We start from the raw sequence: 13,732 nt of genomic DNA on the forward strand, positions 1-13,732 counted from the left end.
GACCGATGCTCCACTCCCTGTTCCCGACCACGGCCGGAATCTCACGTGATCCGCTTCGAGAATGTTTCCAAGACGTACGAGGGCCAGTCCAAGGCTGCCCTGCTGAACGTCGACGTCGAGATCGAAAAAGGCGAGTTCGTCTTCCTGGTCGGCACCTCCGGTTCCGGCAAGTCGACGTTCCTGCGCCTCGTCCTGCGCGAGCACCGGACCACCAAGGGACACATCATGGTGGCCGGCAAGGACCTGAACCGGCTGGCCAGCTGGCGGATCCCGCAGATGCGCCGGCAGATCGGCACGGTCTTCCAGGACTTCCGCCTGCTGCCGAACAAGACCGTCGCGGAGAACGTGGCCTTCGCCCTGCAGGTGATCGGCAAGCCGCGCTCGCACATCCGCAAGACGGTGCCCGAGGTGCTCGAGCTGGTCGGCCTGGACGGCAAGGAGGACCGGCTGCCCGACGAGCTGTCCGGCGGTGAGCAGCAGCGGGTCGCGATCGCCCGGGCGTTCGTCAACCGGCCGATGATCCTGATCGCCGACGAGCCGACCGGAAACCTCGACCCCGGCACCTCGGTCGGCATCATGAAGCTGCTCGACCGGATCAACCGGACCGGGACGACCGTGGTGATGGCCACCCACGACGTCTCGATCGTCGACCAGATGCGCAAGCGCGTGATCGAGCTGGAGAACGGTCATGTCGTCCGCGACGAGTCGCGCGGCGTCTACGGCTACCAGCACTGACCGCCTGCCTGACCCCCCGGGCCGATACAGGGACTGACTGAACCTATGCGCTTGAACTACATCCTCTCCGACCTGGGCATCGGCCTGCGCCGGAACCTCTCGATGACGATCGCGGTCGTGGTCACCATCTGGGTCTCGCTGTCGCTGTTCGGCAGCGCGCTGCTCGCCCGCGAGCAGGTCGACCTGATGAAGGGGAACTGGTACGACAAGATCCAGATCTCGATCTTCCTCTGCACCAAGGACTCCGGCGGCCGCGGCTGTACCGGGACCGAGGTGACCACGGAGCAGAAGAACCGGATCAAGCAGGTGATCGAGGCGAACCCGGACACCGCGCCGGAGGGCGTGTTCGGCGAGTCCAAGAAGGAAGCGTTCGAGCAGTTCAAGAAGCTGTACAAGGACTCACCGATCGTCAGCACGGTGACCGAGGACCAGATGCAGGAGTCGTTCCGGGTCAAGCTGAAGGATCCACAGCGCTACCAGAACCTGGTCAGTGCCGTGTCGGGTCTGCCCGGCGTCGACACCGTGCAGGACCTCAGACAGTATCTGGACCCACTCTTCAGCGCGCTGAACAAGCTGAGAGTGGGCGCCCTGATCGCGGCCGGCCTGCTGCTGGTGGCGGCCCTGATGCAGATCTCCAACACGATCCGGCTGGCGGCCTACGCCCGGAGAAGGGAGATCGGGATCATGCGTCTGGTGGGCGCCTCGAACTTCTACATCCAGCTGCCGTTCCTGCTGGAGGCGATCCTGGCGGCCCTGATCGGCGCTGTCCTTGCCTGCGGCACCTTGTGGCTGGGGGTGTACCTGTTCGTCAAGAAACAGGCTGAGGAGACCTTCCGGGTCTGGCAGTGGGTCGGCGCGACCGAGACGCTGCGGGCCACCCTGATCATGGTCGTGGTCGGACTGGTGCTGGCGATCATCCCGACATTCCTGACAACGCGGAAATACCTCAAAGTCTGACCCGGGTGACTTATCGTGCAGTAGCACGTCACTTTCACCCATAGCAAGGGGTCGACTGTGGTCCCGCACTTCCCCGGTGCGAACCCGCGCAAGCGGGGGAGCATCAAGCGAGACGACAGCATCGGCGCCACCGCCGTACCGGAGCGACGGTCCGCCAGGCAGCGCCTGCGTGGGTCGCCGCATCGGCAGACGGTCATCGCCGCTTGCTGCGTTGTCCTGTCCCTGACCGCCGGAGCACTGGCGGTGGTTCCGGCTGCCCAAGCGGACCCACCCGATCCAGCCGCCAAGAAGAAACAGCTCGACTCGCAGATCACCGAGTCGCAGGCCGACGTCAAGCAGTCCTACGACCAGGTCGCCAAGTCCGTTGCCGCGTACAACCAGGCCGAGGCGCAGTACAAGGCCGTCCAGGTCCGGTACGCCGTTGCGCAGGGCAAGCTCGCTGCCGCGAAGGCTGCCGACGCGGTTGCCGCCGGCAAGCTCCGGCGGGCCGAGCGGGCGTTGCGGAAGGCCATGGCCGACGTCGACGAGGGTGAGCGGGTGATCCTCAAGCAGAAGCAGCTGACCGGTCGCGCCGCGCAGTCGGCGTACCAGCAGCAGAACAGCCTGGTCGGGTTGTCCATCGTGCTGCGGGGCGCCTCGCCGGCGGATGTTGCCAACAGCATCCAGGTGCAGCGGAACGTGTTCGGGATCCAGAGCAACACGATCACCAAGCTGAACAACGCGCAGGCGCAGCTCGCGAACAAGCGGGTCAAGGTCGCCGCGGCCGAGAAGATCGTGTCCGCCCAGCGCGCCGAGGCAGCACGCACCGTGAAGGAAGTCACCGCGCTGACCCAGCAGGTTGCCGCAGACAAGGCCGAGGCCGCAAAGCTGGCCCAGGCCAAGCTGACGACGTACCAGGCGGCTGAGAGGGACAAGAACTCCGAGCTCGCGCAGTACCACGCGCTGCTCCGGGAGCGGAACCGGGTGCAGCAGATCCTGATCGCCCGGGCGAAGGCGGAGAAGGCGGCGGCAGCGCGCGCGGCCGCCAAACGCAAGGCCGAACGCGAGAAGGCCGAGCGGGAGAAGGCGCGCAAGGAGCACCGGCCGCCGCGGCACATCCCGGATCCGCCCCCGGACAAATCGTCCGGGCTGAGCTACCCGATCAACAGCTACATCACGTCACCGTTCGGGATGCGGTTCCACCCGGTGCTGCACTACTGGAAACTGCACGACGGCACCGACTTCGGTGGCGGCTGCGGTACGCCGATTCGCGCCGCCGCGAGCGGGGTGGTGACGGACCGGTACTACAACGGTGGCTACGGCAACCGGCTGTTCGTGTCACACGGTGTGATCGACGGCTCGTCCATCACGACGGTCTACAACCACCTGTCGAAGTACAAGGCACGGGTCGGCGAGCGGGTCTCGAAGGGCGAGGTGATCGGGTACGTCGGCACCACCGGCTACTCGACCGGCTGCCACCTGCACTTCATGGTCTACCAGGACGGCCAGGTCGTTAATCCGATGAAGTGGCTGTAAGGGATCTGGGATACTGGCCGGATGGTGAAACAGACCGGCCACAAACCGATCGCGCAGAATCGCAAGGCGCGGCACGACTACCACATCGACGACGTGGTGGAGGCCGGACTCGTGCTGACCGGGACCGAGGTGAAGTCCCTGCGGCTGGGTCGGGCCTCTCTCGTCGACGCGTTCGCGTCCGTGCGGGGCAACGAGCTGTGGCTGCAGAACATGCACATCCCGGAGTACACGCACGGCACCTGGACGAACCACGAGCCGCGGCGCACCCGCAAGCTGCTGCTGCACAAGGACGAGATGCAGAAGCTGATCAAGGCGGTCGAGCAGCAGGGTGTGTCGCTGATACCGCTGTCGCTGTACTTCAAGGACGGCTACGCGAAGGTCGAGCTGGCGACCGGGCGCGGTAAGAAGGACTACGACAAGCGGCACGCCCTGGCCGAGCGCCAGGCCGACCGCGAGGCCCAACGAGCCCTGAGCGACCGCCGCCGGGGGTAGCCCTCCGAACGCTGGCTGCAGGTCGTCGTACGGAGGGGAGCGGCCGCGGTTGGGGTGGGCGCGGGCGCAGTGCCGGCTGTGGGCTGGGGTGCTGCGGGTCGTCCGAAGGGACTAGGGCGGGGCGTGGAGCGGTAGGGGTCGCCCCAGGGGTGGTTCCGGGCGTCACCCGATGGGGTGCGGGGCCGGTGCGAGGCAGGCTGAAGACATGTCCACTTCAGACCTGCTGGTGACGCCGGCCCAACGGGACCGCGCCGTCGAGATCCTGCAAGAAATGTACGCCGACGGCCGCCTTGAGCGGATCGAGTTCGACACCCGCCTGGAGCTCGCCCTGAAGGCGCGCACCCGGGCCGAACTGAACGGCACCTTCGACGGGCTGGTCGCGCGACCGGTCCCCACCTTCGCCCCGGCCGCCTTCACCCGCCCGGTGGCGGTCCGGCAGTCGGAAGGCCGCGGGATGGGCCTCGTCACGCACTGGCTCGGCTTCCCGACCTTCTTCGTCGGCCCCGCCCTGGTCGCGGCGAGCGCCGGCAAGCAGAACCCGGTGGTCCGCAAGCACGCGGTGGAGGCACTCAACTTCCAGCTGAGCGCCTTCGGAATCTTCGCCCTGCTGGGCGTCGTGACCGGAGTCACCGAAGGGTTCACCGGCTTCCTGTTCCCGCTGGTCGGCCTGGTCTGGTTCGTCCTGACCGGCATCGGCGGCCTCGCCGCGCTGCTCGGCTCCAGCTTCCGCTACCCCTTCACGCTCCGCCTGATCAAGTAGCGGGAATCTGACGTGCGGCAGGCTTGTTGGACTTGGTAGTGTGGAGGTTCCACGGCCAGTCAGGATGCTTTCGGGCCATGGGGTTTGACAACTCAACAGGGGGTGAACGGTTTCGACTTTGGCTGTACGTTTCGAGAGAAGCGGGCCGAGGATCCAGGGTTATCTCGTAAACGATCTCTGGAAACCAATAACTGCCAACACTAACGTGCGCAGTAGCTTCGCTCTCGCCGCCTGACGGCCTGAGCTAAAAGAAGCGGTCAGCCCGGGGTTGCTTCCGACCCGGTTCCTGGCCTCAGCTAGGAAGCTTGCTTCGTCAGCCCGGTCACGGGGTTGACGCGGGACATTTACAGTGACTGAGCTCGTCAGCAACCCTGTCTGTGGGAGTGCTGGAGCTGAGAAAAGCGACTAACAGACTGCGCCCGGAGAAGTCTCGAGTCGGCACTGAAGGACGCGGGTTCGATTCCCGCCACCTCCACCCCTGAAAAGTTGGACGAAGCCCCGGCGGGTTACTGCCGGGGCTTCGTCATGTACTACGTATGCCCCCACGCCCCCGCCGCCGCTCTGGGCGCTCCCACCCACCCGTCTCTCCGCTCCTGCGTCGCGCGGTGGGGATGCGCTCCTGCGTCGCGCGGTGGTGGTGCGCTCCTGCGTCGCGCGGAGGGCGCGCTCCTGCGTCGCGCGGTGGGTGCCGGGTGCGGGGCTCCTTCTGCCGGAGGGTTACTGCAGGCGGGGTGGAGTCGGCAGCACTCCGTCGGAGATCGACAGCGGCCTCGCTGTGGGCAGGGGCCGGGCCAGGCAGCTTCGAATTCTGTTCTTCTTCTGGGAGAGCACCTCAGGAAAGCGATTGTCCGGACGGTGACAACGCAGTCACTTGGCGTGTTGGTGTCAGCGGCATTTCCGCGTCTTGCCGGGGAAATGTGGCGGGCATAGTGTCCGGGCGCGCGCTCCACCGGCGGTGGAGGAGGGGAGGTGTGGCGCAGGACGCCGGGTGGGGAGCCGGAGCGTTCCAGGCGGAGGTGGTGCAGCCGCCTGCCAGCTCGGCGTGGCGCAACCCGCCCAGCACCACTTCGCGAAGGGACCACTCAGATGGTCTTGTTCCAGCGTTCCCGCAAACCCGCCACCGTCGTGGCGATCGCCGGCCTCACTCTGGCCGGCCTCGCCGGACTCAGTCCAGCCTCCAGCGCCGCGCCGAGTGCGGCACCACCCAGGCCGTCACCGGCGGAGTCCAAGGTCTTCGCGGCCCGGGCCGCTTCGACCCTGGTGGCGAACCGGCCGGCCGGACTGCACGCGGGCAAGAGCGACGGCTTCGTCGCCAAACCAGTGATCTCCGAACCCTCCGGCCTGCAGTACGTCCCGTACGAGCGCACGTTCAAGGGACTCCCGGTCGTCGGCGGTGACTTCGTCGTCGTCACCGACGCGACCGGCGCCGTCCGCGCCACGTCAGTCGCCCAGACCAGCCCAATTCCGGACCTCGCGACGAAGGCCGGCATCACCGCCGCGACCGCCGCGAAGACCGCGACCAAGCAACTCAAGACGGTCACCTCCAGCACCCAGCCGACGCTGGCCGTGTACGCCCTCGGCAGCACCCCGCGACTGGCCTGGCAGTCCCGCGTCAGCGGCCGGAGTACCGAAGGACCTTCAAGCTTGTCCGTGTACGTCGATGCGGCCACCGGCAAGGTGCTCGGCACTCAGGAGCACGTGCTCGCCGGCAGCGGTACGGCGTTCTACAGCGGGCCGAGCCCGTTGACCCTGGCGACCACCCAGTCCGGCAGCACCTTCTCGATGAAGGACCCGGTCACCACCAACCTGGCCTGTCAGGACTCGGCGAACAACACCACGTTCACCGGCCCGGACGACATCTGGGGCAACGGGAACGGGACCAGCAAGGAGACCGGTTGCGTCGACGCGCTCTTCGCCGCGCAGACCGAGAAGAAGATGCTGACCGAGTGGCTCGGCCGCAACGGCATGGACGGCAACGGCGGCGCCTGGCCGATCCGCGTCGGCCTGAACGACCAGAACGCGTACTACGACGGCACCCAGGTCCAGATCGGCAAGAACACCGCCGGTCAGTGGATCAGCTCGATCGACGTGGTGGCCCACGAGATGGGTCACGGCATCGACGACCACACCCCGGGCGGTATCTCCCGGTCGGGTACGCAGGAGTTCGTCGCCGACACGTTCGGCACGGCCACGGAGTACTACAGCAACCAGTCGTCGGCGTACGACCCGCCGGACTTCCTGATCGGTGAAGAGGTCAACCTCGTCGGCAGCGGGCCGATCCGCAACATGTACAACCCGTCGGCGCTCGGCGACCCGAACTGCTACTCGAGCTCGATCCCCGGTACCGAGGTGCACGCGGCCGCCGGACCGGGCAACCACTGGTTCTACCTGCTGTCCCAGGGCAGCAACGCGACGCCGGCCAGCCCGACCTGCAACAACTCGACGGTGACCGGCATCGGCATCCAGAAGGCGATGCGGATCATGTACAACGCGATGCTGATGAAGACGAGCACCAGCTCGTACCTGAAGTACCGCACCTGGACGCTGACCGCGGCCAAGAACCTGTTCCCGGGCAGCTGCACCGAGTTCAACACCGTGAAGGCGGCGTGGGACGCGGTCAGCGTTCCGGCACAGACGGCTGACCCGACCTGTACGCCGACCGGTGGCGTCACGGTCTCCAACCCGGGCAACAAGACCGGGACCGTCGGGACCCCGATCGCGTCGTTCACGCTGACGGCCTCGGGCGGCACCGCGCCGTACACCTGGTCGGCAGCCGGCCTGCCGGCCGGTCTTTCCATCGGTTCGTCGACCGGCACGATCTCCGGTACTCCGACCGCAGCGGGCACCTACAACGTCACCGTGACGGCGACCGCGAGCGCCGGCGGGTCGGGTACCGCGTCCTTCACCTTCACCATCACCGGTGGCGGCGGAGGTTGCTCCGGGCAACTATTGGGTAACCCGGGCTTCGAGACCGGTACTCCGGCACCGTGGTCGGCAACAGCCGGCGTGGTCACGAACCAGTCCGGCCAGGCAACCCACAGCGGCACCTGGAAGGCCTGGCTCGACGGCTACGGTTCAAGCCACACCGACACCCTGAGCCAGTCCGTCACCATCCCGGCAGGATGCACCGCGACCCTGTCGTTCTGGCTGCACATCGATTCATCCGAAACCACCACGTCGACCCAGTACGACAAACTGACCGTCAAGGCCGGCGCGACCACCCTGGCGACGTACTCGAACCTCAACGAGGCAACCGGCTACCAGCTGCGAACCTTCAACGTGTCCGCCCTGGCCGGCACGACGTCCACCATCACCTTCACCGGCGTCGAGGACAGTTCCCTGCAAACGTCCTTCGTCGTCGACGACACGAGCCTCAACCTGAGCTGACCTGACAGCCTGAACCAGCTCCCCGGCAGCCTCCGACAGGTTGCCGGGGAGCTGGCCCACTGGCAGCAGGCCGGTTCCGGAAGAGATCGGCGTCAGCGCGTGTTGGCACTGGCATGACGATCAAACTGGGGCTGATTCTTCCGACGTCCACACCGGACCCGAGCCGGCCGATCCTCGGCGATGTGCGGGCTGCCGCGCGGCTGGCCGAAGAGGCGGGCGTCGAGTCGGTGTGGTCCACAGATCATCTGATCGCGAGTGCGCCGATGCTGGACAGCACGGTGGCGCTGACGACGGCCGCAGCGGTGACAGAGCGGATCAAGGTCGGGTACGGCGTGATGCTGCTGGCGCTCCGGCCGGTTGCGTGGGCCGCGAAGCAGGTCACCTCGTTGCAGTACGTCTCAGGCGACCGGCTTCTACTCGGCGTAGGAACGGGAAACCCGGCGCATGGCGACGTCGGCTGGCGAGCGGCTGGTACGTCGTACGAGGACCGGGGGCGGCGGACGAATGAGGCGCTGGCGGTGCTTCCTGACCTGATTGCCGGCCGGAAGGTTCAGCTAGCCGAAGGGCTGGAAGCTGCGATTGCACCTGGTGCCACCGTGCCGCCGCTGCTGGTGGGCGGCGACGGAAAGAAGGCGCTGGACCGAGCCGCCCGCTTCGGTGATGGCTGGATCTCGATCGGGCTCGCTGTCGATGACGTGCCCGCGCGGATCGCCGCGCTGGAGGAGCTGGCCGCCGGGTACGGCCGGCCGCGACCGACCGTCACCATCGTGGGTGCGCAGCTCGATGACGACCAGGCCAAGGCGGTCGACCAGCTCGCGGCGTACGCGGAAGCGGGCGTGGAGCGGGTCATCCTGGTGCCAGGTGCCGATGGCTGGGAAGCGGGCTACGAGCGCGCCGCGAAGCTTCAGTCAGCCCTCTGAGCTTGAAGGTGCTCTCGGCAACCACTGTGGTTGCCGAGAGCATCGGTTGTGGTTGCCGGGGACATCGGTCAGCTGGCTTCCTCGTTGCTGGGGTAGCGAGCCGACCACCAGTCCTGCCAGCGTTTGTCGATCTGCTCGCGGGCTGGGTCGTCGAGGCCGTAGAACGTGAGGACGGCCATTGCGGCGCCGTCCGGCTTCTGGTCGGACGGACCGATGTGGCTGAGTACGAGCAACCCGTCGCCCCACTGGTCGACCGTCAGCCCGACCTGGTGCTCGGACCGGAACCACACGTGCCCAGTGACCGATTCACCGACCAGGTCAGCCTGGTACGGCGTACCGGCGGCTGCGTCGAGACCCAACTGCTCAGCCGGACCGACCTTGCCCGCGCCGGAGTAGAAGCGGGTCCGCCGGCTCTCGCTCGGGTGCCGCTCCAAGGCGAAGCGGAGTTGCTGGATGAAGGTGATCCAGCCTTCGGTGATGTCGTCGTAGTACGCTTCCCACTCCGAATCGTCGGCGTGCGGTGCCCTGGTCAGGGTGATCCGCGAACCACCCTCGAACGGCTCGACCACGAACCGGTCGCCGCCCTGGACCTCCAGCGTGCGGGTCTCGCTGTCCGCGGTGGCCTCGGTGAAGTAGATCAGCTCGACCTCGGCGTCCAGCCCGTCGAACTCCCAGCCGTGCCAGTGCCGGATCTTCTCCTTGTCCCGCAGGGCATCCCAGACCGCCTCGACCGGCGCAGCCACAGTCACCACGATCTGCGGAGTCTGCTCGCTCATGACTTCTCTCCTTCCGTACGACGTGGCGCGGGGTGGCCGCCGGCGATCAGCCGGTAGGGCCGGCCGTCCTCGGCGTCGAAGGCCTCGACCACCTGCCGGACCGCCTCGGTCAATGCGTCAGTGAATCGATGGACGTCACTGGGCTCGGCGAACCGAACCTCGGTCTCGAGCGTGAAGGTCAGCAGCCGCTTGCCCGAGGCATCGGCCTTGTTCTGCATCCGGGCCACGTCGCGAACGGTGCCAGCGGCAACTTCCACCAGATGCTCGGCGGCGTACTGATCCCCCAGCCGGCTGAAGGCACGACCCATGACGGCCGGGTCGACAACGAAGGAGCCGGAGGTGGCGCGCAGAATCCGCTCAACACACCCACGCCGCTGCCGCTCCTCGACCAGCTCCACCAGCCCAGCCTTCTCAAGCTCCCGCAAGTGGTAGTTCACCCGCTGCCGCGGCAACTCCAACGCCGCCGCGAGCTGAGTCCCGGACGCAGGCTCCTGCAACAAATCCAGCAACCGCCGCCGCAACGGCGACAACGCCGCCCGCACCTTCTCCGGCTCCTCCAACAACCTCATATCGACCACTGTGATATTGACAGTAAAATTTGTCAATAAGAGGACCGACCGGTGAGGGAGGATGGCGGCATGGGGTTTGAGGGGCCGCGGTTGCCGGTGGGGACTCAGGTGGTGTTGCGGGTTGAGCGGCCGGATGGGGGTGGGGGTACTGCGCAGCGCGGGGCGACTGGGCGGGTCAGCGGGGTTACTGCTGATGGGCGGTATGTCGTGCGGCTGGTTGATGGGCGGGAGGCGACGGCGCAGCGGGATCAGTTGAGTTTGCGGACGGCGTACCAGAGTGAAGTAGTTGCGATGGATCAGCCGGATGGGGATCGGCTGGTGCGGGAGCACACCATCTATGCGGCGGTGGTGGGGTCGCGGGCGTTCGGGCTGGATACGGATGGTTCGGATACGGATACGCGTGGGGTGTACGTCGCGCCGACGGAGGCGTTCTGGTCGCTCGGCAAGCCGCCGATGCATGTCGACGGGCCCGACGAGGAGTGGTTCTCGTGGGAGGTCGAGCGGTTCTGCGAGTTGGCGCTCAAGGCGAACCCGAATCTGCTGGAAGTGATCCACTCACCCCTGGTCGTCAAGCAGACGCCGCTCGGTGAGGAGCTGGTCGCGTTGCGGCGATCGTTCTTGTCGCAGCTCGCCTATCAGACGTACTCCGGCTACGTGCTGAGCCAGTTCAAGAAGTTGGAAGCGGACTTCCGGCGAGACGGTTCGCCGAAGTGGAAGCACGTGATGCATCTGATCCGCTTGTTGCTCTCGGCCCGCACCTTGCTGGTCGACGGCGTACTGGTCGTTGACGTCGGCCCGCATCGCGAGCGACTGCTGGCTGTGAAGCGCGGCGAGATCCCGTGGGAGGAGGTCGAGCGCTGGCGACTCAACCTGCATGCAGAGCTCGAGAATGCCTTGCAAAAAACAGTTCTTCCGGCGACGCCCGATGTGGCTAAGGTTGACGCTTGGCTCAGATCGGTCCGGAGGAGGAGCATCCATGACGCGTGACATGCGCCAGCTCGACTACCCCGAACTCCGCTCCATCATCACCGACCAGCCCTACCGCTTGCTCTTCGCAACCGTCTCCGGGGCGCACCTGTACGGCTTCCCGAGCCGCGACTCCGACGTGGATCTGCGGGGCGTTCACCTCCTGCCGGTCGAGGAAGTGATCGGGTTGACGACCGGGCCGGAGACGCTGGACCGCACCTGGTTCCAGAATGAGGCCGAGGTCGACCTCGTGACGCACGACCTGACGAAATTCGTCCGCCTGATGCTTCGCCGCAACGGATATGTGCTCGAGCAACTGCTGTCGCCGCTCGTCGTGGCGACTACCCCGGAGCATGAGGAGCTGGTCGCTCTGGCGCCCGGCTGTCTGACCCGGTGGCATGCGCATCACTACCGCGGCTTCGGTAACACCCAGTGGGACTTCTTCAGCAAGAAGCGCGAACTGAAACCCTTGCTCTACACGTTCCGGGTCCTGCTGACCGGCATCCACCTGATGCGAACCGGCGAGGTGCAGGCGGACCTGCGCGAGCTGATCGCCTTGGCTGAGGCGCCCGCGTACCTACCGGAGCTGATGACCGCAAAGGCCGAGGCCGAGCATGCACCCCTCGTCGGGCCATCCGCGGAGCAACTCGAGCGGGACGTGACGACTCTCCAGGCAACGCTCGACCAGGCCGAGACCGACTCCAAGCTCCCTGAACGGCCTTCCGCGGACGCCGCACTGCATGACTTCGTCGTGCGGGCGCGCTTACGCACCGACTGACCGCGTTGCTGTGTGCCGAACGACAGGACTACCTCCTGTCGCTCGGCACACCGGAGGCGGCGCGGGGTGCACCCCACCCGGCAGCCCCGCAGCGTCGGGTCTCCGCGCCGGCGCTGGGCCGCCCTTGACGGCAACGCGCAGGGCCGACGGGGCCCGCCCCTTAGCGCTGGGCTTCCGCGTCGCGCTCGGCGCCGCTTGACGGCAACTGGGCAGCGCCGGACTTCCACCTCGCACTTCTCAAGCCGGCGACGCAGGAGCCGGCGCCTCGGGGTGGGTGGGAGCGAGCGGACGCGGACGCGACGTAGACATCCCAGGGGTTAGGGGTGTCAAGCGGCGTGTTGTTCGGGGTGGTTTTGGTGTTGCCAGGCGGTGGTTTCGTTGTAGAGGGTCTGGGTTTTGAGGCAGCCGTGGAGGATGCCGACGAGGCGGTTGGCGAGTTGGCGCAGGGCGGGGTTGTGGTCGATCCCGCGGGCTCGTTGTTTGTCGTAGTAGGCGCGTGCTCCGGGTGAGGCGGTGAGGGCGGTGAAGGCCTGGCTGAGGAGGGCGTCGATGAGCCGGTCGTTGTGCACGAACCGGGCCAGGGCGACTTTCTTCTTGCCCGAGGCGCGGGTGATCGGGCTGGTCGCGGCGTAGTTCTTGCGGGCTTTCGCGCTGGCGTAGCGGTCGGGGTCGTCGCCGAACTCTGCGAGCACCCGGGCGCCGAGGATCGGTCCCAGACCGGGCTGGGACAACACGATCTCAGCGGCCGGGTGCCGGCCAAAATGTGCCTCCACCTCGCCCTGCAGCGTCGTGACCTGTTCGTTGAGCACGACCAGGACCGCGACCAGCGCGCGGGTCGAGGCGGCATGGGCTGCAGTGATGATTGCGGGCTGGTCGAGCTGTTCGGCGCGCAGTACGGCCTGGATCCGCGCGGTCTTCGCGTCGATGCCGCGGCGGCGGGCGCGTTTGAGCGCGGCGGTGATCTGTGTGGTCGTCAACCGGGCCGCTGATACCGGGTCGGGTGCCTTGGCCAGCAGCTCGAGCGTGTCGGCGGCGTCCAGATCGTCGAACGCCTCGAGCGCGGCGGGGAAGTATTCCCGCAACGCGTGCCGCAACCGCTGACCGGTGCGGGTCCGTTCCCAGATCAATGTCTTGTGCATCCGGGTCACGACCTTGATCGCCCCGACCTCGGCGGAATCACCGGCCACCGGGCGCAGTTGGTGGGAATCAGTCCGGACCATGTCGGCCAGCATGTGCGCGTCGCCGGCGTCGCTCTTGGCGCCCGACACCGTATGCCGTTTGCGGTACTGCGATGCCTGTAACGGGTTGACCGCCAACACCCGGTAGCCCGCGGCGACCAGCGCGGCCACCCACGGACCCCGGTCGGTCTCGATCCCGACCACGACCTCGACCTCGTCGGGATCGGCATCACCGAACTGGGCCGCCACCATCGCGTGGAACCGGGTCATCCCCGCCATTCCCTCGGGCAGCCGCGCCTTGGCCAGCACCCGCCCGGCAGGGTCCATCACCTCCACATCGTGATGCTCCTCGGCCCAGTCATCACCCACGAAAACCTTCACCACGCGCTCTCCCACACTCCGATGCCAGTCACCAGCAGCAAGCCGGTCGGGAGAACCGTCAGCGACCTAATGGACCAGTGCTCACGCCCCCACCACACGGCAGGCCGGGCACGACATCCCAGCAGCGATCAACTTCTCCCGGTCACCAGCGGGGGCACGCTCTACGTCTAGAACTCCAACGTCCAGGAGCGACCAGTGCTCACCCGCCAGCGGCTTACCAATTCCGAGTCTGCCCGACGGCAACCCGGCAACCCCCATTAGGAGCGGCCGGCGGCGCCGGCGTGGGGTGCCGCCCAGGACGGCAGCCCCGCAGCGGCG

The 13,732-nt window shown here is 67.2% G+C and carries 12 protein-coding genes and 1 other RNA gene; 10 read left to right on the plus strand and 3 right to left on the minus strand.

Annotated features, from left to right (window positions below):
- Window positions 1–45 precede the first annotated feature (45 nt).
- The 8 genes from ftsE (at window position 46) to AB0F51_RS23345 (ending at window position 8,766) form a co-directional block, all read left to right on the plus strand.
- On the plus strand, window positions 46–735 hold the full coding sequence (ftsE, locus tag AB0F51_RS23310) for a cell division ATP-binding protein FtsE (RefSeq protein ID WP_360283195.1): 690 nt from the start codon (window positions 46–48) through the stop codon (window positions 733–735).
- Between the two features lie 45 nt (window positions 736–780).
- Window positions 781–1,692: a permease-like cell division protein FtsX gene (gene ftsX / locus AB0F51_RS23315; protein WP_360283197.1), complete on the plus strand. Its 912-nt coding sequence runs from the start codon at window positions 781–783 to the stop codon at window positions 1,690–1,692.
- Between the two features lie 57 nt (window positions 1,693–1,749).
- Window positions 1,750–3,207, plus strand: a complete 1,458-nt coding sequence (locus tag AB0F51_RS23320) for a peptidoglycan DD-metalloendopeptidase family protein (protein ID WP_360283199.1) — start codon at window positions 1,750–1,752, stop codon at window positions 3,205–3,207.
- A gap of 21 nt (window positions 3,208–3,228) precedes the next feature.
- Window positions 3,229–3,699: an SsrA-binding protein SmpB gene (gene smpB, locus AB0F51_RS23325; protein WP_360283201.1), complete on the plus strand. Its 471-nt coding sequence runs from the start codon at window positions 3,229–3,231 to the stop codon at window positions 3,697–3,699.
- Between the two features lie 205 nt (window positions 3,700–3,904).
- Entirely contained in the window at window positions 3,905–4,459 is a 555-nt protein-coding gene (locus tag AB0F51_RS23330) for a DUF1707 and DUF4870 domain-containing protein (RefSeq protein WP_360283203.1), read from the plus strand.
- A gap of 98 nt (window positions 4,460–4,557) precedes the next feature.
- Window positions 4,558–4,937: a transfer-messenger RNA gene (ssrA, locus tag AB0F51_RS23335) on the plus strand.
- 608 nt (window positions 4,938–5,545) lie between these two features.
- Window positions 5,546–7,846 (plus strand): M4 family metallopeptidase, encoded by a 2,301-nt coding sequence (locus tag AB0F51_RS23340; protein ID WP_360283205.1) that lies wholly within the window; start codon window positions 5,546–5,548, stop codon window positions 7,844–7,846.
- Between the two features lie 113 nt (window positions 7,847–7,959).
- Window positions 7,960–8,766: an LLM class flavin-dependent oxidoreductase gene (locus AB0F51_RS23345; protein WP_360283207.1), complete on the plus strand. Its 807-nt coding sequence runs from the start codon at window positions 7,960–7,962 to the stop codon at window positions 8,764–8,766.
- A gap of 68 nt (window positions 8,767–8,834) precedes the next feature.
- On the opposite strand, the gene AB0F51_RS23350 is transcribed toward AB0F51_RS23345, so the two are convergent.
- Together AB0F51_RS23350 and AB0F51_RS23355 are read right to left on the minus strand one after the other, a co-directional pair.
- Window positions 8,835–9,542, minus strand: a complete 708-nt coding sequence (locus AB0F51_RS23350; RefSeq protein ID WP_360283209.1) for a hypothetical protein — start codon at window positions 9,540–9,542, stop codon at window positions 8,835–8,837.
- Window positions 9,539–10,111 carry a helix-turn-helix domain-containing protein gene (locus tag AB0F51_RS23355; protein WP_360283211.1) on the minus strand — a complete coding sequence of 191 codons (573 nt, stop codon included), beginning with the start codon at window positions 10,109–10,111 and terminating at the stop codon, window positions 9,539–9,541. Before AB0F51_RS23355 ends, AB0F51_RS23350 begins: the two co-directional genes overlap by 4 nt.
- Window positions 10,112–10,180: 69 nt before the next feature.
- Between AB0F51_RS23355 and AB0F51_RS23360 the strand changes: the two genes are divergently transcribed.
- Together AB0F51_RS23360 and AB0F51_RS23365 are read left to right on the plus strand one after the other, a co-directional pair.
- The gene (locus AB0F51_RS23360; protein ID WP_360283213.1) at window positions 10,181–11,098 is read left to right on the plus strand and encodes a nucleotidyltransferase domain-containing protein; all 918 of its coding nucleotides are present in this window, start codon (window positions 10,181–10,183) and stop codon (window positions 11,096–11,098) included.
- Complete coding sequence (locus tag AB0F51_RS23365) at window positions 11,088–11,855, plus strand: nucleotidyltransferase domain-containing protein (RefSeq protein WP_360283215.1); 768 nt, start codon at window positions 11,088–11,090, stop codon at window positions 11,853–11,855. The genes AB0F51_RS23360 and AB0F51_RS23365 overlap by 11 nt, the downstream gene beginning before the upstream one ends.
- A gap of 326 nt (window positions 11,856–12,181) precedes the next feature.
- Here AB0F51_RS23365 and AB0F51_RS23370 read toward each other — a convergent pair whose 3' ends face one another.
- A complete protein-coding gene (locus AB0F51_RS23370; RefSeq protein ID WP_360283217.1) occupies window positions 12,182–13,414 on the minus strand; it encodes an IS110 family transposase in 1,233 nt (410 codons plus the stop codon).
- Window positions 13,415–13,732: the final 318 nt, after the last annotated feature.

The sequence above is a fragment of the Kribbella sp. NPDC023855 genome (assembly GCF_040639475.1).
Classification (GTDB): Bacteria; Actinomycetota; Actinomycetes; order Propionibacteriales; family Kribbellaceae; genus Kribbella.

What these genes read in the sequence shown, in the direction of transcription:
- AB0F51_RS23345 (WP_360283207.1), top strand. Translation starts at nt 7,960, where the DNA reads ATGACGATCAAACTGGGGCTGATTCTTCCGACGTCCACACCGGACCCG.
- AB0F51_RS23330 (WP_360283203.1), top strand. Translation starts at nt 3,905, where the DNA reads ATGTCCACTTCAGACCTGCTGGTGACGCCGGCCCAACGGGACCGCGCC.
- AB0F51_RS23350 (WP_360283209.1), bottom strand. Translation starts at nt 9,542, where the DNA reads ATGAGCGAGCAGACTCCGCAGATCGTGGTGACTGTGGCTGCGCCGGTC.
- AB0F51_RS23355 (WP_360283211.1), bottom strand. Translation starts at nt 10,111, where the DNA reads ATGAGGTTGTTGGAGGAGCCGGAGAAGGTGCGGGCGGCGTTGTCGCCG.
- ftsX (WP_360283197.1), top strand. Translation starts at nt 781, where the DNA reads ATGCGCTTGAACTACATCCTCTCCGACCTGGGCATCGGCCTGCGCCGG.
- AB0F51_RS23360 (WP_360283213.1), top strand. Translation starts at nt 10,181, where the DNA reads ATGGGGTTTGAGGGGCCGCGGTTGCCGGTGGGGACTCAGGTGGTGTTG.
- AB0F51_RS23365 (WP_360283215.1), top strand. Translation starts at nt 11,088, where the DNA reads ATGACGCGTGACATGCGCCAGCTCGACTACCCCGAACTCCGCTCCATC.
- AB0F51_RS23340 (WP_360283205.1), top strand. Translation starts at nt 5,546, where the DNA reads ATGGTCTTGTTCCAGCGTTCCCGCAAACCCGCCACCGTCGTGGCGATC.
- smpB (WP_360283201.1), top strand. Translation starts at nt 3,229, where the DNA reads ATGGTGAAACAGACCGGCCACAAACCGATCGCGCAGAATCGCAAGGCG.